The sequence below is a fragment of the Enterobacter sp. 940_PEND genome (assembly GCF_001059415.1).
In the GTDB taxonomy this organism is placed as follows: domain Bacteria; phylum Pseudomonadota; class Gammaproteobacteria; order Enterobacterales; family Enterobacteriaceae; genus Enterobacter; species Enterobacter cloacae_M.
The window spans coordinates 1-20,755 of record NZ_JUMS01000002.1; the positions used below are offsets into that span (position 1 = coordinate 1).

Annotated in this window: 16 protein-coding genes and 1 pseudogene; 9 read left to right on the plus strand and 8 right to left on the minus strand. The window is 57.9% G+C overall.

Annotated features, from left to right (window positions below; all coding sequences use genetic code 11):
• The 5 genes from ADJ24_RS00445 to opgC all read right to left on the minus strand — a co-directional run.
• Positions 1 to 289 (minus strand): ATP-binding protein (locus tag ADJ24_RS00445; RefSeq protein ID WP_048701774.1); only part of this gene is annotated, 289 nt, incomplete at its 3' end.
• Positions 290 to 628 (minus strand): STAS domain-containing protein, encoded by a 339-nt coding sequence (locus tag ADJ24_RS00450; RefSeq protein ID WP_023311854.1) that lies wholly within the window; start codon positions 626 to 628, stop codon positions 290 to 292.
• Positions 618 to 1,832: a PP2C family protein-serine/threonine phosphatase gene (locus ADJ24_RS00455; RefSeq protein WP_023311855.1), complete on the minus strand. Its 1,215-nt coding sequence runs from the start codon at positions 1,830 to 1,832 to the stop codon at positions 618 to 620. The genes ADJ24_RS00450 and ADJ24_RS00455 overlap by 11 nt, the downstream gene beginning before the upstream one ends.
• 9 nt (positions 1,833 to 1,841) lie before the next feature.
• A complete protein-coding gene (locus ADJ24_RS00460) occupies positions 1,842 to 2,741 on the minus strand; it encodes a hypothetical protein (protein ID WP_023311856.1) in 900 nt (299 codons plus the stop codon).
• An 11-nt stretch (positions 2,742 to 2,752) separates the two neighbouring features.
• A complete protein-coding gene (gene opgC / locus ADJ24_RS00465; RefSeq protein WP_023311857.1) occupies positions 2,753 to 3,970 on the minus strand; it encodes an OpgC domain-containing protein in 1,218 nt (405 codons plus the stop codon).
• 280 nt (positions 3,971 to 4,250) lie between these two features.
• On the opposite strand from opgC, the gene ADJ24_RS00470 reads away from it, so the two are divergent.
• From ADJ24_RS00470 to ADJ24_RS00510, 9 genes and pseudogenes are all read left to right on the plus strand, one after another.
• Complete coding sequence (locus ADJ24_RS00470; protein ID WP_023311858.1) at positions 4,251 to 6,068, plus strand: glycosyltransferase family 2 protein; 1,818 nt, start codon at positions 4,251 to 4,253, stop codon at positions 6,066 to 6,068.
• Complete coding sequence (locus ADJ24_RS00475) at positions 6,065 to 7,396, plus strand: DUF3131 domain-containing protein (protein ID WP_023311859.1); 1,332 nt, start codon at positions 6,065 to 6,067, stop codon at positions 7,394 to 7,396. The genes ADJ24_RS00470 and ADJ24_RS00475 overlap by 4 nt, the downstream gene beginning before the upstream one ends.
• A complete protein-coding gene (locus ADJ24_RS00480) occupies positions 7,393 to 8,940 on the plus strand; it encodes a DUF3131 domain-containing protein (protein WP_023311860.1) in 1,548 nt (515 codons plus the stop codon). Before ADJ24_RS00475 ends, ADJ24_RS00480 begins: the two co-directional genes overlap by 4 nt.
• On the plus strand, positions 8,925 to 10,319 hold the full coding sequence (locus ADJ24_RS00485) for a DUF3131 domain-containing protein (protein ID WP_023311861.1): 1,395 nt from the start codon (positions 8,925 to 8,927) through the stop codon (positions 10,317 to 10,319). Before ADJ24_RS00480 ends, ADJ24_RS00485 begins: the two co-directional genes overlap by 16 nt.
• Positions 10,316 to 10,741, plus strand: a complete 426-nt coding sequence (locus ADJ24_RS00490) for a globin (RefSeq protein ID WP_048701779.1) — start codon at positions 10,316 to 10,318, stop codon at positions 10,739 to 10,741. Before ADJ24_RS00485 ends, ADJ24_RS00490 begins: the two co-directional genes overlap by 4 nt.
• Positions 10,742 to 10,752: 11 nt before the next feature.
• Positions 10,753 to 13,419: a hybrid sensor histidine kinase/response regulator gene (locus tag ADJ24_RS00495; protein WP_023311864.1), complete on the plus strand. Its 2,667-nt coding sequence runs from the start codon at positions 10,753 to 10,755 to the stop codon at positions 13,417 to 13,419.
• Positions 13,416 to 15,586 (plus strand): annotated as a pseudogene (locus ADJ24_RS00500) (glycosyl hydrolase 2 galactose-binding domain-containing protein). Before ADJ24_RS00495 ends, ADJ24_RS00500 begins: the two are co-directional and overlap by 4 nt.
• 93 nt (positions 15,587 to 15,679) lie before the next feature.
• A complete protein-coding gene (locus ADJ24_RS00505; protein WP_023311866.1) occupies positions 15,680 to 15,967 on the plus strand; it encodes a VF530 family DNA-binding protein in 288 nt (95 codons plus the stop codon).
• A gap of 7 nt (positions 15,968 to 15,974) precedes the next feature.
• Positions 15,975 to 17,267 carry a glycoside hydrolase family 10 protein gene (locus ADJ24_RS00510; RefSeq protein WP_023311867.1) on the plus strand — a complete coding sequence of 431 codons (1,293 nt, stop codon included), beginning with the start codon at positions 15,975 to 15,977 and terminating at the stop codon, positions 17,265 to 17,267.
• Between the two features lie 41 nt (positions 17,268 to 17,308).
• Here ADJ24_RS00510 and dsbG read toward each other — a convergent pair whose 3' ends face one another.
• The 3 genes from dsbG to ADJ24_RS00525 are packed head-to-tail and all read right to left on the minus strand — an operon-like array spanning position 17,309 to position 20,752.
• The gene (dsbG, locus tag ADJ24_RS00515) at positions 17,309 to 18,067 is read right to left on the minus strand and encodes a thiol:disulfide interchange protein DsbG (protein WP_023311868.1); all 759 of its coding nucleotides are present in this window, start codon (positions 18,065 to 18,067) and stop codon (positions 17,309 to 17,311) included.
• Between the two features lie 41 nt (positions 18,068 to 18,108).
• Positions 18,109 to 18,720, minus strand: coding sequence for a DsbA family protein (locus tag ADJ24_RS00520; RefSeq protein ID WP_023311869.1), 612 nt, complete (start codon positions 18,718 to 18,720; stop codon positions 18,109 to 18,111).
• 7 nt (positions 18,721 to 18,727) lie between these two features.
• Positions 18,728 to 20,752, minus strand: coding sequence for a protein-disulfide reductase DsbD family protein (locus tag ADJ24_RS00525; RefSeq protein ID WP_023311870.1), 2,025 nt, complete (start codon positions 20,750 to 20,752; stop codon positions 18,728 to 18,730).
• Positions 20,753 to 20,755: the final 3 nt, after the last annotated feature.

The following is a 20,755-nucleotide window of genomic DNA, read 5'->3' on the forward strand; positions in this document are numbered from 1 at the left end:
CTCGTCGGGCGGCCTCAAGCCGCTCCAGCGGGAATGCATCGCCCGCGTCGGTAAAGACAACGCGGACATTATGGTCCCGGATGTCGAACTCTACGCTAAATGCGCGTGAGGTATCCTCATGCAGCGCGTGCCGGATAATATTCGTCGCCACTTCACAGACGGCCAGGTCGAGCGCGAAACCCCACTCATCGTCAACGGCAAGCGCGCTCAGACGGTCTCCCAGCCAGCCAGCAAGCAGCGTCAGGGAGCCGAGCTCCGCCGGAAATTCCGCATGCTCCGGCGTCTGCATCTACTGCCCCAGCTGCGCAAGCGCGCTGTTTTTATCCGGATAGATGCGGAAGATGCGATCCATTCGGGTCAGGGTGAACATATTCATGATCCCGGGATTCAGGGAGCACAGCGCCATTTCGCCCTTACCGTTCATCAGCTTAAACAACGACACCAGCATCCCCAGTCCGCTGCTGTCGATAAAGTCCACTTTGCTAAAATCGACAATTAAGGCTTTACGATCGTTGCCAATTTCTTCCGTGACAGTAGCCTTAAACGTCGCGGCAATGGACGCATCCAGCCGCCGGACCGCTGGCGTAAGAATGTTGGCATGCGGTAATCGTTCAGTGTTAATAATCATTCTGTTCTCCCTGACGCTCAATCGCTAACAGTGAAACGTCATCGGTTAAGGCGGTCGGTTCATGTCTATTTGCATTGCGCCAGCCGGTCAGGTGTTGGCCGAACCGCGGCAGGAGCTCGTCAACCGGCAGATGGGTATGCTCATGAAGCCAGCGTTCCAGACGTTGCGGGCCAAACTGCTCGCCATCGCTGTTCTCACACTCCGTGATGCCGTCACTGAATAAGCATAAGCGATCCCCTGGATTGAGGGTAAAAGCGACGTCCTCCCAGCTCAGGTCGGGCATCAGTCCGACAGGCGGTCCACCCTCGCCAACGTAAGTGACGGCACTCTCTGCGTTCACAATCACGGGAGTAGGATGCCCCGCCTGACACAACAGTCCCTGACCACTAACGGGGTCGATCACGCCGTAGATGATGGTGAAATAGCTGGTGATGTCGTTTTCTTCACTGCAAAAGCGGCTGTTCAGTATTCTGACGACCTCGGCAGGCGACTGAATTCCGCCCTCTGCGGTAAACAAAAAACGGTCCACCACCCGGCCGTGCAGGAACTGACGCGCCACGGCCAGGGACATCATCGCGGCCCCCACGCCGTGACCGGACACGTCCACGCAATAGAACCCCAGATGAGAGTCCAGAGGAAAAATATTGAAGACATCGCCCGATACCCAGGCAGACGGTAAGAAAAGCCAGTCGGAAAAGTAGTCCCCGAAGCGCAGGCGGTGTGAAGGCAGAACCGAGTGCTGAACGCGCGCCGCCAGCTCAAGATCCTGTTCAATCTGGCGTAACGCTTCACTCAGGCGCTTATTATGCGCCGCAAGGGTCGCTTCCAGCGTCAAAATACGTACCCCGGCATGGAGCCGCGCCCGTAGCTCAGCCTGTTCGACAGGTTTGCTTAAAAAATCATCCGCCCCGGCATCAAAACCCTGCGTTAAATCTCCTGCATTCTCGCGGGCCGTGAGCAGAATGATATACACATAGTGGCCAAACTGACGGCTGCGGATCGTCTGACAGAGCGTAAGCCCGTCCATTTCCGGCATCTCCCAGTCGCTTATCACCATGCTGATCGGCTGGCTGGACAATATTTCCAGCGCGGCGACGCCATTTTCCGCCTCGCTCACGATATACCCCCACTGGGTGAGCATTCGGGAGAGTAACCGACGATAAATCAGCGAATCTTCAACGATTAACACGTGCAGCGCTGACATGTATCCCTCCTATAGCGGTAAGAACCAGATGAGGCTCACGGTCCCTTCCCTGAATTTTGCGTTACCGTTGCCGTGCCCCGGATAGCGCGTCCCGGCATAGTTTGCGTACTGGATGGAGAACGAACCTGGCGTATAGCCCGCATAGCCAAAGCTGTAGCTGTAATCGCCGTTCCAGGGCTGCTGCTGGCTGCTGTCCGGGAACCAGAACGCCGTTGCGCGAACGAAGAAATGTTGTTTGAAGGTATAGCCGCAGCCGCCGAGCATGACGTTTTTATTTTTGCGGATGTCATCGCTGCTGAGGTCGTAGTAGCGCGGAACCCAGCTGTACCCGACCTGGCAAATAATAGAGTCGCCTTTATTAATCAGGAGCGTGTTTTCGACCGGTTTCGGTAGCGAAAACTTATAGGCCAGCGTAAAGGCACCCTGTTCGAAATAGGTGTGTCTCCGGCTACCCGACGTCCAGAAGTGGTTGTCGCCGTAGTTGCCGTAGACCAGGCTGAACGTATTGGCATGCCAGTCGTCATAGCCGAAGCTGTAGCGAAAATCCGCGGTGTAGCGGTTGGTATTCCTGACCGGCAGCCGGGAGGTAATGTTGGCAAACCAGAAGCTGTAGGGGGAATACTGCAGACTAAGATTCAGCGTCTGGTTAATTTTTTTCGCCTGCGCGGCGCTGTCCGAGCTGTTGGGCACGCTCACCATCTGCTCTTTCAGCCCAGAACTAAAGCTCAGGGCGCCTGAAAATTTCTTGTCATTGCCTGAGAACAGGCGCCCCCACCGGCTGGTAAAAACGCCTGCCTGAACGGGCTCGCCGTTTTTATCGCGCAACGTCTCTTTCTCACTGCTTTGCGCCGCATCCGCCGCGGGTATTGCGGCGAGTAAGAAGCCCGCCAGGAGCCATTTTCCGCGCATAACCGCCATCCTTAGTTAGGTATCCAGCGTGCTGCGACGTTGTATTTTGCCATGAGCCACAAAATGCCCAGTGCCGCAGCATGCACTAACGTATTTTCTATCCAGGCATGACGCCACAAATCGAAGGTGATGAACTGACTCACCAGCAGCACCACGTACACATGCAAAATGAAGGTATAAAGCGAGTGCTGGCCTAACGGAATAAGAAACCATCCCAGCAGGCGGTTGAGCGGCGTCCAGCAGTATGTCAGCACCAGATAGACGGTAACCATCAGGGCGATGTCGTTTAACACCCGCACCGGGCCCAGCCCATTTTTCGCCGCCCAGGTGTGATAAAAGGTGTTGAAGCTGTCAGGCGGAATCACGTGCATCAGCAGCGCGGGGGGCATAAACGGGTTGGTATGGTTCTGTGCTATGAACCCCAGAATGAGCGCCACTATCACCAGCGCAACCACCACCACTTTACCTGCAGGCGTGCGTGCGAAAGAGATCAGTTCGGCTTTATACCACCCGCTGGCCATGCCCAGAACAAAGATGAATTGCCAGGCCAGCAGCGGAAAGGCAAATTCGAATTCCGACGGCGTCAGCCGGAGCGGCCACCGCTGCCACAGGCCGTATACCAGCAGAGACGCCCCCAGCAGCCACCAGACGTTACCCTTCTGTAGCATCCCCAAAAATAGCGGACTCAGTAGCAGCAAAAAGATATACAGCCCCAGAATTTGGGTCTGATGGGGGCCAATCTGCAAATAGAGGATAATGTTGAACCAGGTCTCTTTTATTTGCGGAGTGACCGGATAAAGCGACCAGCTTTCACCCGAAAAGCGGTCGGTAAAATGAGTGACCTCGAAAAGATTAATATGCGGGATATAGGCCAGGAGAATAAACGACACTATGATAATGATATTTACACGATATATTTTCCACGCTCTGAGATAAAGCCCCCACGAAACCGTGAGTAATACAACCTTTTGCAGGCGAGCGCGATTCAACATCCCCAACATAAATCCCGAGAGAATGACAAAACCTTCTGCACCTGTGGTTAATCCAAAACGCTCCCAGGAGAATATATTAAATATCGACATGACCTCCGTATGCGCCACGACCATCATGACGAGAGCAATGCCGCGCATAAAGTCAATTCTCAGGTCCCGGGCACCTGCAATGGCATACCGCCATGATGTTGATTTTACTATATCCGCTTGCGCGATCGGCGGCACAACATGGCTCATAGTGTGTCCTTTGCCTGAAAACGAAAATCAAGGTCTAAATAAAGTAGATAGACTAAAGGAATAGTAACTGCAATTTATCGCCGGCAGATGAGGTGTATTAAGCAGAATTAAATCCGAATTAACTGTTGCTACACATTAATAAAAACGGCGCTGGACACTTTTATTCGGCGTTCTACACTTATCTTAAATCTTGTTTAATCGCTATTTTCTTTCGCTTTTGGGCAACTGCGTGCGCAGCAGAATGGCTCTGCATTTTCACGGAATCAGGAACGCCGGAACTATGGATTTTTATTTTTCCCGTTTTGAACATCGTCGACCTCCGGAACCGTTAAAAACGCCGCGCTGGGTAATGATGACCTGGCAGGTGTTAGCGGTCGCGGCGCTTATTCTGGGCGCAAATTATATTTACTGGCGCTGGACCGCTTCCCTGAATACGGACGCCTTATGGTACGCCATACCGCTGGTACTTGCCGAAACCCTGGCCTGGATCGGTACCGTGCTGTTCACCATCAACTTATGGAAAGAACAGGATCCTCCCCAGAGTCCGCCTCCGAGCGAGATTAACGACTGCCTGGCACCGGAGGAGGCCGTAGAACCCCGTCCCGTTAAGGTGGATCTGTTCATTGCCACCTACTCCGAAGACACCGAGCTGGTGAGGCTGTCCATTCGCGATGCCCTGAAGATGGATTACCCATACCCGATTGACTACCGGATCCACGTCCTCGATGACGGCCGTCGCCCGGAGATGAAAGCCGTTTGCGATGAGGAAGGCGTCAATTACATCAGTCGCCAGACCAACATCGGCTTTAAGGCCGGTAATCTGCGCAATGGCCTTGAGCAAACCGACGGCGATTTTCTTGTCATCTGCGACGCCGATACCCGGGTATTTCCCACCCTTCTCAGCCATACGCTGGGCTATTTCCGCAACCCGGAAGTGGCCTGGGTGCAGACGCCGCAGTGGTTCTTCGATCTCCCGGAAGGAGAAAGTTTATCGCGCTGGGGCCAGCGGAAAGCGGGAAAAGTAGGCTATGGCCTGGGCTGGCTGATCCAAAAGTGTGTTGGCCCGGTCACGGTTGGCCGCGACCCGTTTTTTAACGATCCGCGCATGTTCTATGACGTGATCCTGCGGCGGCGCAACTGGGCTAACGCGGCGTTCTGCTGCGGCGCGGCGTCCATCCACCGTCGCGAGGCGGTTATGCAGGCCGCGCTGAGAAGCTACGTCTGGTCCGTCGAAGAGGAAATCCATCGCCATACCCGCGACATTCGCGATGACGAAACGCGGAGCGCGCTACAGGAGGCGATGCGTCCGCACGTGGCATTCGACACCGAACTCACGCCCTACAAGTTTCACGTCTCCGAAGATATTTACACCTCGGTGCTGCTGCACGGTGACGCCGCAAGACGCTGGCGTTCGGTCATGCACCCGCGCGTTGAGTCGAAGATGCTCTCTCCGCAGGATATGCTGACGTGGATGATCCAGCGCTTTAAGTACGCCGCCGGCTCGCTGGATATTTTATTCCATGACAACATCTTCAGCCGTCGTCGCTTCAGGCTTTCACTCCCCCAGACGCTGATGTATGCCACAACCTTCTGGTCCTATATGGCCTGCGTGTGGAACACGGTATTTTTGATCTCGCCCATTATCTATCTGTTCACCGGCATTCCGCCGGTATCGGCCTGGTCGACGCCGTTCTATCTCCACTTTCTCCCCTTTTTTATTTTCTCTGAATTGGCCTTTATGTTCGGGACATGGGGAATATCGGCCTGGGACGGCAGGGCCTCCTACCTCTCCTTCTTTTCCATGAACCTGCGCGCGCTCAATACGGTGCTGCGGGGTGAACAGATCAAATTTCACGTTACGCCAAAAGAGAGGCAGACGGGCCGTTTTCTCTACCTGGTGAAGCCGCAGATTGCCATCGTGGTACTGACCCTCGCTGGGCTTATCTGGGGCGGCATTCAGGTTGCTCGGGGCCAGGTCGACGATCCTTCCGGCTACGTCATCAATATTTTCTGGGGAGGGGTAAACATCGCCGCCATGCTGCCGCTGATATTCGCAGCCATGTGGACGCCCGCCGAAGACGATGAGGTCACCCAATGAGAATACGTGATGCCCTGCTTTCCGCGCGCAGTTATCTCACTATTCTGCTGGGGTTCCTGCTCGGCTTTGCCATTGTGGTATGGGTTGAGAAACAAATGCCTTCGCGCGTGGAGAGCAGCGGCGGCATCGCGCTCAGTAAAGATTTCCCTCCGCTGCCCGCGAAACGCGAGCTAACCTACGACGAGGCCATCTGGGCGCGGGTGGCCTGGCAATACTATGTGAACAATACCCAGCCAAATGGCCTGGCAAATGCCAGCGACGGTGAGCCCTGGCTGAGCCTCTGGAGCGTAGGGAGCTACCTGTTTGCGACCGCCGCCGCAGAGCAGCTCAATATCATTTCCACCGATGAGTTTGACGAGAGGGTCAGCGCGGCCCTGTTTACGCTGGGGCAGCTGCCGCTCAATGAACAAGGCCTCCCTGCCGCGTATTACCATGCGGACACCCTCAAAATTCTGGGGAAACCCGACGCCTCTGCAATTGGGCTGAGTCGCATGCTGACGGCGCTGCAGACCATTCTGTGGCGCTATCCTCAGCACGCGTCCGCTATCCGCGATCTGTTTAGCGTCTGGCGCACCGGCGCGCTGATGGAAAACAGCACCCAAAGCCACGCGGCGGTACCGCTCCATCACTGGACGCTGGCTGCCGACGAGCAGCGAGATAGCTTTGGCTACCGGCTCTATGCCAGCCATACGCTGCGCTTGATTGACAGTGCGGCGGGACTGGCGGTCACCAATCCGCCCGAAGGGCAAAAGATGATCGACCTGGACGGGATCATGGTTCCCGATGAAGGGCTGCGCACGCCCTGGGGCAAGCAGACCTCTCTGATCAGTCTGCCCTATCTGCTAACCGGACTCGAACTGGGTTTTGACGCACAGAGCGCTGAAATTGCGTGGCGGATTATGCAGATCCAGCAGCGGCGCCACGGCCTGCGTTCACCAAAACCTCCCATCAGCACGGATTACGCCGAACCGGCACCGGATTACGTTACCGATCTGCCCAACAGGCAGCCGGTACAGGCGCGCGCCCTGCGTGACGAAGTGCCGGAGAAAGTCGCGATCGCCTCCACCCGCACCGCGTTTGCCTGGTATGCCCTGTTCCGCAACAGCTGGAGCGAGGCGCTGCGCCAGCAGGTTCTGCCGCTTCTGGTGCCGGGTAAAGGCTGGCAACGCGGCTTCAATCTTAATAACAGCGTTAATAGCGTCGTGGACGCCGACACCAACGCCATCGTGCTGGAAAGTCTGTCGTATATCGCGCACGGCCAGATGCTTTGTCTGGCCTGCTTCTCCACAGCCACTCATTCATCCACTCCCGCAGGAGCAACGCCATGAAGTCAAGATCCCCGATCCTTTTCCACCTGCTCACGGGAATAACGATCTGCTGGCTGGCGCTCTCGACCGCGCGCGCGGAAACCGGGCTGCCTGCATCAGGCTACGCCCCGCGCAGCGGCGAGCTGACGGCCCGAGAGATGACCATTGCGAAAAACGCCTGGCAGTATTTCGTCTCCAACTATCAGCCCACGACGGGGCTGGTGAATGCGGTCAACAAATATCCCTCCACCACCATGTGGGACAGCGCTTCCTATCTTGCCGCAATGACCGCAGCGCGCGAGCTAGGGATCATTGATAAAGCAGAGTTCGACCGCCGGATGCTGAAATTCCTCGCCACGCTTAACACCCTTGTGCTGTTCCGCAACGAGCTGCCCAACAAAGCCTATAACACCATCAGCGGCCAGAAGGTGGACTACACCAACAAGCCCGGCGAAATTGGCTTCTCGGCCCTCGATATCGGGCGAATGCTGGTCTGGCTGAAAATCATCAAAGAGCGTTACCCGGAATACGGCAACAGCGTTGATAACGTGGTGCTCGGCTGGGATTTCAGCCACGCGATCGACCCCTGCGGCACGCTGTACGGTGCTTATCTGGAGAACGGCCAGCCGAAGTATGTTCAGGAAGGCCGCCTGGGCTATGAAGAGTACGGTGCGGCAGGTTTCCAGCTTTGGGGGTTCAATACCTGTAAAGCCAGCCGTCCGCAGCCATACGAGCTGGCCGAGATTTACTGCGTGCTGGTTCCGTATGATTCACGCGACCCGCGCAATACGTCTCAGCATAACTACGTGGTGACGGAATCCTACCTGCTCTACGGTCTGGAGTTCGGCTTCGATAAGCCGACCGATCGGGATAACGCCCCGCGCGACTACTCCCTGACGTGGATGAAAAACTTTGCCGATCGCGTTTATCAGGCTCAGGAGAACCGCTATACCATCACCGGCGTCCTCACCGCGCGCTCTGAGCACCAGCTCGATAAAGCGCCATACTTCGTCTATGACACCGTCTTCAGCGACGGGTACAACTGGAACACCATTACCGACAAAGGACAATTCGTCCCTAACGCTGCTGCGATTTCACTGAAGGCGGCGCTGGGAATGTGGGTCCTGTGGAACTCGCCTTATACCGACCGCCTGCTGAATACCATTGAGAATGCCAACGAAGAGGGAAAAGGCTACTACGAAGGGCTGTATGAAAACGGCGACGGGCCGATCAAGGAGTTCACCGCGAACAATAACGGCATCATGCTGGAAGCCCTGCTGTTCAAAAAAGAGGGAAAACTGCTGGCCTTCAATACCGACAACCCGAAAAGCAAGGATTTTGCGCCGTCGCTGTGGGATCAAAAGCTGCTCGATCAGTTTGAAGAGAACAACGCCCTGCGCAGCCGCCCGTTCCTGACAAGCACGCCAGCCGTAAAAAGCTGGTGCGACCGGACCGGCGTCACGCAGCGCACCAAACCCGCCTGCCAGGCCTGTCAGTGCGCGTCATGCAGCGCGGACGAGCCGGTTAAACTGCCTCCGGTGACTGCGCAATGCTTAAAACCATAGCCAGAGGGCTCGCGGGATTACTCCTCGCAGGTGTGGTCATCTTTGCTCTGTTTGGCCATCAGGGGGCTGGCTGGCGTTGGCTAATCAATGGTGGCTGGCACTCCAGCGCGCGTATCGCTGCCCTGACGCCGGAAGAACAGAAATGGGCGGCGATCGCCTGGCGCTATTTCGTCAATAATACCCAGCCGCAAACGGGCCTGGTCAACGGAAGCGACAAACAGCCACGCGTCACGCTCTGGCAAATGGGCGATACGCTTATCGCCCTGCTGGCGGCAAAAGAGCTGGGGATGATTGATGAGGCCGAGTATGACGCCCGCCTGACGCGGCTGATGGGCACTCTCAACCGCTTGATGCTGACCGAGACCCGGACGCCAGGACGGCTCTATTCCAGCCAGACGGCGGCGCCGATCGACTTTGGCGGCAAGCCCGCTAAAAATGGCTGGTCCGCACGCGACATGGCTCGCCTGATGCTCGCCTTGCGCCTTACCGCTGAGCGGGAGCCGCAGTACAGCGAGTATCTGGATAAAATCATTCTGCGCTGGAACTTCTGTCCGGTCATCGATGGTGAAGGTGAACTGTGGTCCTCTTCCCTGCAAAACGGCCAGCCGGTGGTCCGTGAGGAGCTGCGCCTGGGCGAAAGCGAATATGCCGCGACGGCGTTTCATCTGTGGGGGTTTTCCCCGGATAAAGCGTTTACGCCCCCGGCGCACCACGTCATCATCGCCCAGCGGCGGCTTGCTGTGGACGCCCGCGATCCGCGTACCACGTGGCAGCCCTCCCTGATAACTACCCTTCCCTATATGCTGCCGGGCCTGGAGTTTGGCTGGGAGCCGGAAGGCGTTGCGGCCGATCTGCAAAAGCGCCTGCGCAAGCAGGCGGAAAACGTCTGGCTCAGCCAGAAAAGCCGCTGGGAGACCGATAAGATCCTGACGGCCAGAGCGGATTTTTCACTCCCTCAGGCACCCTGGCATATACAGGATACGGTCTGGGGAAATGGCTATGCCTGGAACTCTGTTGGCGATGATGGCCGGGATTACACCCGCTTCGCGCAGGTATCGACAAAAGCGGTTTTTGCGCTGTGGGCCTTGTGGGATACCTCTTATACCGACGTCCTGATGTCGGTCACCGAGCACCTTAACGATCCGCAGAAAGGCTGGTACGAAGGCCGCCTTGAAGCCACGGGCGATACCAACGCCTCCCTCACCCTTTCTACCAATGCCACGGTTCTGGAAGCCCTTTTCTTTAAGCACAACGCCGGGCCGCTGTTTGACGCCCGCCGGTCTAAGAAAGAGAGCTACTTTACGCGCCGTGTAGCAGAGGAATATACGCCAGTCGGACACTGTCTGCCGGGCGAAAACGCCGTAAGGAGGACGCCGTGAAGTTTTACCGCGATCTGTTTGAATCCAGTCTGAACCGCGTCTTTCCGGATAATGACAAAACAGCGTTTTTTCAGACGTTCTATGACGCCTTCGTCCATATGTCACCCGAGACGGAGCAGCATTTTTCTCGCCTGCCGGATCGTGAAGGTCAGCAGACCCTGTTTAAAAGTTTCTTCGCCATGCTTGCGGTAGACGGCGCCCTGATCGTCCCTGATTTTCTCGAGCGTCTGGCGCGGGAGCAAAACGACGACGGCCTGCACCTTCCCCCACGATTTTTCGCGCTCTGGCGCGAAGCGATGTTGAACGCGGTGAGCGAGCGCGATCCGCAGTGCGACGATGAGATCCTGACGGCCTGGGCGATGGCTATCGCGCCCGGGCTGGAATACCTGCGCCGACAGGCAGAACTGCACTACCGCGAGTAGGGAGGATCACGATGAGTTCATTCACGTACGATCTTAACGCGCTGCCGGCCGCCGTCATGATTTATGACTGCGATGAGCGCCTGCAGACCTGGAATGATAACGTGGCCCTTTTTTATCCCGTCATCACCCCCTGGCTGCAGGTGGGTATGCCCCTTGCTGAGCTGGCGGAACGCTTTATCGATGCTGTTTATAACGTCGACCCCGGCCTGCGCCAGACGCTGCGCGAGTCGGTCGTGCGCAACTGTCGGCAGGATAAACACTGTGAGGTGCGGCAAGTTGGCCAGCGGCGGATCTTCGTCCAGCATCAGCGCCTTGCGGACGGCGGTATTGTTAGCCTGCACAGCGATATTACGGAGCTGGATGAGGCGCAGCGCGCGCGCCACCAGCTGCATGACGATTTTTTGCTGACAGCGGAATCCATCCATATTGGGATCTGGGACTGGCAGGTTTCCGGCGACGCGTTACAGGTTAACGACACGCTGCTTGCCATGCTGGGTCAGTCGCGCACACAGTGGCGATATCCGGTTCGTTTTCTGCTCAATCAGATCCACGAGGACGATCGTGCAGCGCTGCGCGAGGCGCTGCACGCTTCGAAGCAGGATCATCGTCCGGTCTTTGAATGTGAAATTCGCGTACATCATCCTACCGAAGGACTGCGCTGGATGCTGCTGTCAGGCCAGGTGGTCACACTCTCCATTGAGGGAAACGCCGAGCGCGTTATTGGCACGCTGCAGGATATTACGCGGCGCAAAGAGGCTGAAATTCAGGCGTTCGCCTCGGCCCTTGAGGCACAAAAAGCCAATGAGGCGAAAAGCGCGTTCCTGGCGAACATGAGTCATGAAATCCGCACCCCGATGAACGGCATTATTGGCATGACCCAGCTGTGTCTTGACACAACTCTCAACGCCGATCAGCGCGATTACCTGACGCTGGTGATGAGTTCTGCCCAGTCTTTGCTGCATATCATCAACGATATTCTCGACTTTTCCCGTATTGAAGCTGGCAAAGTGGAGCTGGAGGCGGAACCAGTCCCTGTCCGCCCATTTATCCAGTCGCTTATTCGCCCGCATATGCCGGGCGCAAGCGAAAAAGGCATCGAGCTTCTGGTTGATATTGCACCCGATGTTCCCGACGTGCTGCTGGTCGATGGTGCCCGGCTGCGTCAAGTTCTGACCAATCTGCTGGGTAATGCGCTGAAATTTACGCACCAGGGAGAAGTTATCCTGATTGTTGAATCCGGGGATGACCCGAATCACTGGCGTTTTCGGGTGCGCGACAGCGGTATTGGTATCCCGGCTGATAAGCAAAAGGCCATTTTTGAAGCCTTCAGCCAGGCGGATAACTCAACCACCCGCCGCTACGGCGGTACGGGGCTCGGGCTAACCATCTCTTCGCGACTGGTTGCGGCGATGGGCGGCGAGTTGACGGTCACCAGCGAGCCGGGGAAAGGCAGCGAATTTTCGTTCGTTCTGCCGCTTTCAACACAGTGTCTTATCCCTGAGGAACGCCCGCGTAGCCAGCGCTTTAACGGGGAACCCGTGCTGGTGGTTGATGACAACGAAACCAACCTTCGTCTGCTGGCCGCCATGCTGAGCCAGATGGGGCTAAAACCCACCTGCGTCAACAACGCCAGCGAGGCCATCAACCGGGTTAAAGCGAGTGCCTGGCCGCTGATCCTGCTGGATGCGCAGATGCCGGATATGGACGGCGTGTCTCTGGCCCTTGAGCTTTCGGTTCTGCCGCAGATTTCTGAAAGCCATATCATCATGCTGAGCTCCATGAGCCGACATTTTGACATCAATATGCTGAAGCGGATAGGCATCAAAAACTATCTGCATAAGCCTATCGCCCAGGACGAGCTGCATCAGGCGATTGCCGCGGCGTTTGAACGTGCGCCGAAGACCGTGGGGGAAACCGCGCCCGCCCCCGTCGCCGCCCCGGGCATTACGGGGCTGCGGATCCTGCTGGCTGAAGATAATCTGGTTAATCAGAAAGTTGCCGCGCGCCTGCTGGAACGCCTCGGCCATACCTGTCAGATCGTCGACAACGGCGTCGCGCTGCTTGAACGCTGGCGCACGGGCGTGTGGGACGTTCTGCTGATCGATCTTCAGATGCCCGAGATGGACGGCGAGACCGCCATTCGCCTGCTTCGCGAGGAGGAACGCTCCCGGCACGGACCGGCTCAGCCTGCCGTCGCCATGACCGCACACGCCATGCAGGGGGATAAGGAGCGCTGCCTTAATATGGGCTTCGACGGCTACATTGCCAAACCCATCAGCCAGGAGCGTCTCGCTGAAGAGATTGCTCGCGTGCTCGAGCGTCATGATGATTCCTCCGTTTTTCCTGATGAAGCACGCCTGCTGAAACAGTGCGCTGACGACCCTGTCCTGGTACAGGAGCTGCTGGCCCTGTTTGGCGAAGGGCTGGAGGAGGCCATAAGAGCGATCGCCCTGGCTATCGACAACGATGACCGCGAAGCGCTGCGCCGTAAGGCCCACAAGCTGCGCGGAGAAGCCGTCACGCTGGATTTCGGGCTGCTCGCCCGTCAGCTGCAGGCGCTGGAGAATGAGGCGCACACGCAGGACAGGCAACAGCTTGCGACGCTAAACCGGCGTCTTCAAATGGAATCGCAGCGCCTGATGGCGTGGCTCAACGCGCGAGGGGTAAACGAACCATGACCCGTAGCTGCGCGCTGCTCTTTGCGCTGTTTATTCCACCGCTGGCGGCGAACCCGACACCGGTCAGCTGGTCACTTGCTGGCACCTGGCGGGTTCAGGATGCCAACGACGGCACGCCTCCTACCGCGTCAGGCTGGCGCGGGCTGAAAGTCCCTGCCAACTGGTACAGCGCGGGGTACGATCGTCAGGGCGCGCTGTGGTATAAGCACGCCTTTACGCTACCCCTTCAACCGCCCGACGTGATGAGCACCCTGGTGTTTGACGGCGTCGATTACCTTGCCGATGTGACGCTGAACGGCCAGCCGCTGGGCAAGCACGAGGGCTATTTTCAGCGCTTTTCGCTGGACGCCAGCGCCGCGTTACAACGTCACAACCAGTTAGTGGTTCGGGTGGATAGCCCTTACGAAGATCCGCACAAGGTCTGGCCGTTGCATAAAACGGTCATGAAGGGGATTCTTAATCAGCATGACACGCGTCCCGGCGGCGCCTGGTCGCCGGAGGACAGGACGCCAACTCTGGCGGCATTTGGGCTCCGGTCAGGCTGCATCTGAGCCGGGGCGCCACCTTGGATGAAATCATCCTTCGGCCTGACTGGTCGCAGGGGCTGAAAAGGCCTGAACTGAAGGCTGAGATTCGCTATCGCGCGCTCGGTCAGGGCCCGGCAACCGCGCGGCTCACCGCCACACCTGCCAATTTCAACGGTAAGCGCTTCCAGGCAGATTTTCCGGTTAACCTGGAAAACGGCGCCCATTCCGCGCGCGTCACGCTGCCCATGCCTGCGGCAAAACTGTGGTGGCCGGTCGGCACCGGGAAACCCCATCTGTATACGGTTCGCGTCTCATTACGGGATGAAAAAGGGTTAATGGATACGGCGGTCACCCGCACCGGGCTGCGCAAGATCGTTGAGCAGCCAGACAACAAAGGCTGGCTCATTAACGACAGGCGCCTTTTTGTTAAGGGCAGCAATTACATCGGTTCTCCCTGGCTCGGCACCATGACGCGAGAAAAATATCGTCGCGATCTTCGTCTGGCAGAAGCCATGAATGCCAACGCCATTCGCGTGCACGGACACGTTGCCGGGCGCGCGCTGTATGACGTTGCCGATGAGATGGGAATGATGATCTGGCAGGATGTTCCGCTGCAGTGGGGCTACGACAGCAGCGACGCCTTTACCAAAAATGCGGTTCGACAGACGCGGGAGATGATCGAACAGTTTGGCAACTCACCCGCCATCATCGTCTGGGGCGGCCATAACGAACCGCCCTGGAATTCGCCGTGGATGGAAAAACGCTTCCCGGACTGGAACAAAAACCTCAACCGCGAGCTCACGCAGCGGGTAGCGGATACGCTTGCCGAAGATACCTCCCGCATCGTGCATCGCTTTTCCGCCGTTGAGGAGCACTACTGGGCGGGCTGGTATTTCGGTAGCGTACGTGACCTGCTGACGCCAGCTAAAACGGGGATCATTACCGAGTTTGGCGCGCAGGCGCTGCCCCGCTTGTCAACGCTAAAAACCATCATCCCGGCTGCGCATCTCTGGCCAAAAACCACCGCCGCTGACGATCCCGGCTGGAGCGTCTGGAAATACCATAACTTTCAGCCCTTCCAGACGTTTAAATTTGCCGGTATCCCGCGCGGAAACAACATTCAGGAAATGATCCGCAATACCCAGGCGTATCAGGCGCGGCTGGTGGCCACGGCGGCCGAGAGCTACCGCCGACAGCGCTACCAGCCGGTGACGGCCCTGTTTCACTTTATGTTTGTCGAGACCTGGCCCTCCATTAACTGGGGCGTGGTGGACTATCTCCGTAAGCCTAAAGCCGGTTTTTACGCGTTAAAACGCGCATACCAGCCGGTTCTGCCTTCTATTGAACCGGTCACCCCGCAGTGGAAATCCGGCACGGCGGCGACCGTGCGTCTCTGGGCCATCAACGACACCTGGAAACCGTGCAGCGAGTGCCGTCTGTCGTGGCGTATCACCCAGCGCGATAAGGTGCTGGCAAAGGGCATGATGACGATGACGATCCCAGCAGATTCGGGAAAGATGGTCAAAACGCTGACGGCCACGCCCGTGGGTCAGGATGAGGTATCGATCGGGTTTACGATTGAAAACAGGGCGGGAAAAAGTGTTGGTGAAAATCAGCGCACGGAGTCCGTCATAAAATGAGCGAGAGAAAAGGAAAATTGCCGCTTCCCCTGCTTTCTTGTACCCTTTCAGGGGTTACCCCAATCCCCTAAAAATCGAGACATCCGGACACCTATGACTGCACATATTTCCAAAGATCCTTTGCATGGCGTAACGCTGGAGATGATGGTCAATGCCCTGGTGGCAAAATATGGCTGGAGCGAACTGGGCGACCGAATCAAAATTAACTGTTTCAGAAAAGATCCCAGCGTTAAATCGAGCCTGAAATTTCTGCGCCGCACCCCGTGGGCGCGCTCGGAAGTGGAAGCCCTGTATCTGGACTCCCTCAACGATGAGGTAAGCACAGAACAGGCGGAGCCCGCCTTTAATCCCTGGGCCAACAGTCGGATTATCAAGAGCTAATACGCAAATGACGCGACACGTAAAACGGATTGGTGCGCTGGCTGCCTGCGCGCTTTTACTTGTGAGCTGCTCCTCAAAACCACCCAAATCACTGGTTACCCCTCTCCCCACCGCGAGCAAACCGACGCCGCAGGCAAACGAGCCGATGCGCGGGATCTGGCTGGCAACCGTCTCTCGTCTCGACTGGCCGCCAGTAGCCTCGGTGAACGGCCGCAGCGCCGATCAGCGCATCGCGATGCAGAAGCAGGCGCTGATAAGCAAGCTCGACAACCTTAAGCACCTCGGTATTAACACGGTGTTTTTCCAGGTGAAGCCGGACAGCACGGCCCTCTGGTCATCAAAAATTTTGCCGTGGTCGGATATGCTGACGGGCAACATCGGCGAATATCCGGGATACGATCCGCTGCAGTTTATGCTGGATGAAGCGCACAAGCGCGGCATGAAGGTCCATGCCTGGTTCAACCCATACCGCGTGTCGACCAACACCAAACCGTCAACCATCGCCGCCTTGAACCGGACTTCCTATCAGACTCCGTCCAGCGTCTATGTCCAGCACCCTGAGTGGGTGCGCATCTCGGGTGACCGCTTTGTTCTCGACCCCGGCATTCCGGAAGTGCGCGACTGGATAACCAAAGTGGTGACCGAAGTGGTGGCGAATTACGCGGTAGACGGCGTGCAGTTCGATGATTACTTTTACGCCGAATCTCCGGGGTCCGCGCTCAATGATTCGCAGACCTGGCGGCAATACGGCCAGGGATTTGCCTCAAAGGCCGACTGGCGTAGACACAACACGCAGCAGCTGATCGTCCAGGTTTCCCGCGCGATTAAACAGACTAAGCCCGACGTTGAGTTTGGCGTCAGCCCGGCGGGCGTGTGGCGTAACCGCTCCTTTGACCCGGCAGGCTCGGACACCCGCGGCGCCGCGGCCTACGATGAATCCTACGCCGATACGCGTCAGTGGGTTCAGCAGGGCCTGCTCGACTACATCGCTCCGCAGATTTACTGGCCCTTCTCCCGGGACGCCGCGCGCTACGACGTGCTGACCAAATGGTGGGCCGACGTCGTTAAGCCGACCCACACTCGCCTGTATATCGGCATTGCGTTCTACAAGGTGGGCGAGCCGTCGAGAAACGAGCCGGACTGGACGGTTCAGGGCGGCGTGCCGGAGCTGAAAAAACAGCTCGATCTCAACGATTCGCTGCCCAACGTGAACGGCACCATCCTGTTCCGGGAAGATTACCTGAACCAGCCGCAGACGCAGCAGGCGGTGAACTACCTCCGAGGACGCTGGGGTAGCTGATTGATGACCAGGCAGAAACATCCCGTTTCTGCCTGTTTTTTTTACGGCTTCGGCCCGAACATCGCCTCAAGCTGCTGCGCATCCGGCATACCGACCACCTGCTGCAGCTCATTTTCCGCATTCAGATAGTAAATGGCCGGCGTGGCGTTAGCGCCCAGGCTGTCCATCAGCGTCTGGTGCTTCTGCAGGATCTCAACCGTCTCACGGGAAGCCTCGCCCTCTGGCTTCGGTAATTTTTTCCCACCGGAAAGCTCGTATTCGCGCCACGCCGAAACCGGATCTTTCGCATTCAGAATCGCCGAGGCGTTACGCCCGCTGTTGGGGTTGAGAAACGCCACCAGCAGCGTGTTGAGCTGCACCTCGCCCGCCTTCACCCACGGCTGCGCTTCGGCCCAGAACTGCTTGCAGTACGGACAGAACGGATCGGCGAAAACAAAGACTTTACGCGGGGCGTTATCCGCCCCTTCCTTCAGGGGATGCGCCGCGTTGAGGTTCTTCCACATTTCGCGGCCCATCGGGGCGTAGATCTCTTTCTGGAAATAGCCTTCGCTGAGGTTTTTTCCTTTGTCATCGTACAGATAGCCTGAAATGACGTGCTTGCCGTCCGGGGTTAAAAAGAGCGTCACGCCCATGTCCTGATACTGCCCCAGCCAGGCGGGCGCGCCGCCGGGCGCATCCAGCTTCTTGATGATTTTAATGTTCTGCTGCTCGCCGAAGTGCTTCACCACGTCCGGTATGGCTTCAGCGGCCTGCACCAGCCCTGACGTCGCCAGCGCTGAAAGTAACAGTAATTTTTTCATTTCCCTCTCCGGTTTGTCGGGGGCATTCCGCCCCCTTCAGGTTAGCGGTTTTTCAGTGCGTCACTGACCATTTCGTCGAACTGTTCAAACGGCACCCAGCCGGGCAGCAGTCCCTCGCCGATGAGCGTGGCGGGCGTGCCCTGGATCCCCATTTTTTCCGCGACGATCAGGCTGCGCTTGATCGTCATCAGGCTCTCGTCATCCGGCGCGGTGACGCTCACGCCCGCCCGCTTCTGCGCCACCTGAATGCTGGCGTCATCGTGGTAGCCCTTCTTCGCCATCAGAGTGTGGTTAAGCTTCATAAACTGCCCCGGATCCTGACGCCAGAGCGTTAACGCATCGCGCGCCGCGGTTAGCGAACTTTCCGAGCGGAAAGGTAAAAATTTAAAGACCACCGCGACGTCCGGATGCTTTTCGACGATCTTCTCCAGGTACGGATCGAATTTTTTACAGTACGGGCAGTTGTAGTCGGTAAACACCACCAGGGTGAGCTTTGGGTTTTTCGCGCCGATGCGCGGGGAGTTCGGATCGTTAAACAGGAAATCAGCGATCATCTTCTGCGCACGCTGCTCCTGGTCCGGCGTCAGCGGCTGGGCAGCGAACACCTGAACCGGGGCCAGCAGGAGCAGAAGCGTAATAAGGATTTTTTTCATAACACAGTTAGCCTTTTGCGTTGTTCAGGGTGGTGATGAGGGTGCGCTTGTCCAGCAGCGGCGAGAGGATTTCGCCGTCAGACAGGCCGGGGCCATACACCGCGTTAAACGGAATAGCGTAACGGTTTCGCTTCGCCAGAAAATCCGCGATAAACGCGGACGGCTGGCTCCAGTCTCCGCGCAGGGCCACCACGTCCGGCTGGCGCAGCGCGGCAATGACGTCCGGCTGATTCAGCACCCGATGCTCGTTAACTTTGCAGGTCACGCACCAGTCCGCCGAGATATCCACAAACACCCGCTTCCCCTGCGCCAGCGCCTGCTGGATGGCCTCCTCGCTGAGCGGCTGCCACGGGATGGACTGAGCGGCATTCTGCGCCGGAGCGTCAGGCGGCGCGTTAAGCAGCCCGCGCGCCTGATACCCGCCGAGCGCCGACAGCGCGATAATCACGAGCCAGAACAGCGGTGAGGATTTTTGCCCCTTCAGGGCTAACAGCGCGAGCGCGACGGCGATGAGCACCAGCATCACAATCTGGCTGACCGCCTCGCCCAGATGCACGCTTAACAATGTCGCCAGCCACAGGCTGGAGGCGAGCATCATCAGGCCCAGAACGACTTTTAGCGTATTCATCCAGCGGCCGGGTTTCGGCAGCAGCATGGCCGTTTTCGGCACCAGAGCGACAAACAGCCACGGCAGGCTCATGCCCACGCCGAGCATCAGGAAGATCAGCCACAGGGAGTGCAGCGGCGCGCCAAGGGCAAAGGCGACCGCCGTACCGAGGAACGGCGCGGAGCACGGCGTCGCCAGCAGCGTGGCGAACATCCCTTCGCAGAAGCTGCCGCCAATCCCCGCGCCACCTGCCGTAGCCAACCGTCCCGTAGCGGCGGAAGGCAGCAGCATCTCAAACACGCCAAACAGGTTCAGCGCAAACAGGAAGGTGACGGCGACCATCAGGCCGATAAACCACGGGTTCTGGAACTGAATGCCCCACCCCAGCGACGCCCCGGCCAGCTTCAGCGCGGTCACCATTCCCGCCAGCAGCATAAAGGAGGTGAGGATCCCGGCGCTGGTGGCCAGAAAGCGCAGCCTGATGGCGCGCCTGTCCGATCCCGCCAGCAAGATGCTGTTAAGCTTCATGCCCATCACCGGCAGCACGCAGGGCATCAGGTTCAGGATCAGCCCGCCCAGCAGGGCAAAGAGCACCATTTTTCCCGTCCCGTCCGGCACGGAGGTCTCTTCGGGCGTTGTCCCAACGGTCATGGTGGTTTGCTGCGCCCGATCGCCGTTGGTCAGCACAAACGATAGCCTCTTGCCCTCCAGCGAGGCGGGCTTGTCTCCCCATTCGTCGGTCACGGGTACCGTCACCCGAAGCGTATTGCCGTCGTGTTTGATGACCGGCTCGCCGGGAAGAATGTCATCCTCCAGCGGGTCAAAGTAGATCCCCGGGTTATCCCACTTCCCGTCCGTCGTGCCGGTAATCACCAGCTTGTCGCCAGCGAGCCAGGCGGAGAGATCCGCGGATACGCCTGACGTACCGGGCACGGCACGCATCGCCTGCGCGAACTCGCTGCGGAAGCCTTCGTCCACCGGCTGGGTAAAATCGAGATGCAGCGGGTAGTCCGTCAGCAGGCAGACGTTACTGCACGTCGAGAGCGTGAGCGTCCCGTCAAGCGTGTCGCCCTTCACCCCGTCGAGCGTAATCGGGATAGTGACCTTATCGTGATAGCCCTGCGTGGTCATGCCGGAGATATCGAAGCGCGACGGGACCGGCCAGGACCAGCTATCCGTTACGCCTTCCGGCCAGCTGATTTTTGGCGCGACGCCGCCCTCGCCCGGCGATCGCCAGTAGGTTTTCCAGCCGGGCTTTAGCTCAACGGTGAGCAGGCCTTTAACGTGCGTTTGCTCCCTCTCCGCCTGAAAGCGGATGCGGGCGTGATCGTTTTGTGGGGAAACCTGCCAGCCGGTGTCTGCCGCATGGACAATGCCGATGCAGGACAGCCACAGGAAGACGAATCCCCTGAAGAGGTTAACCATGTT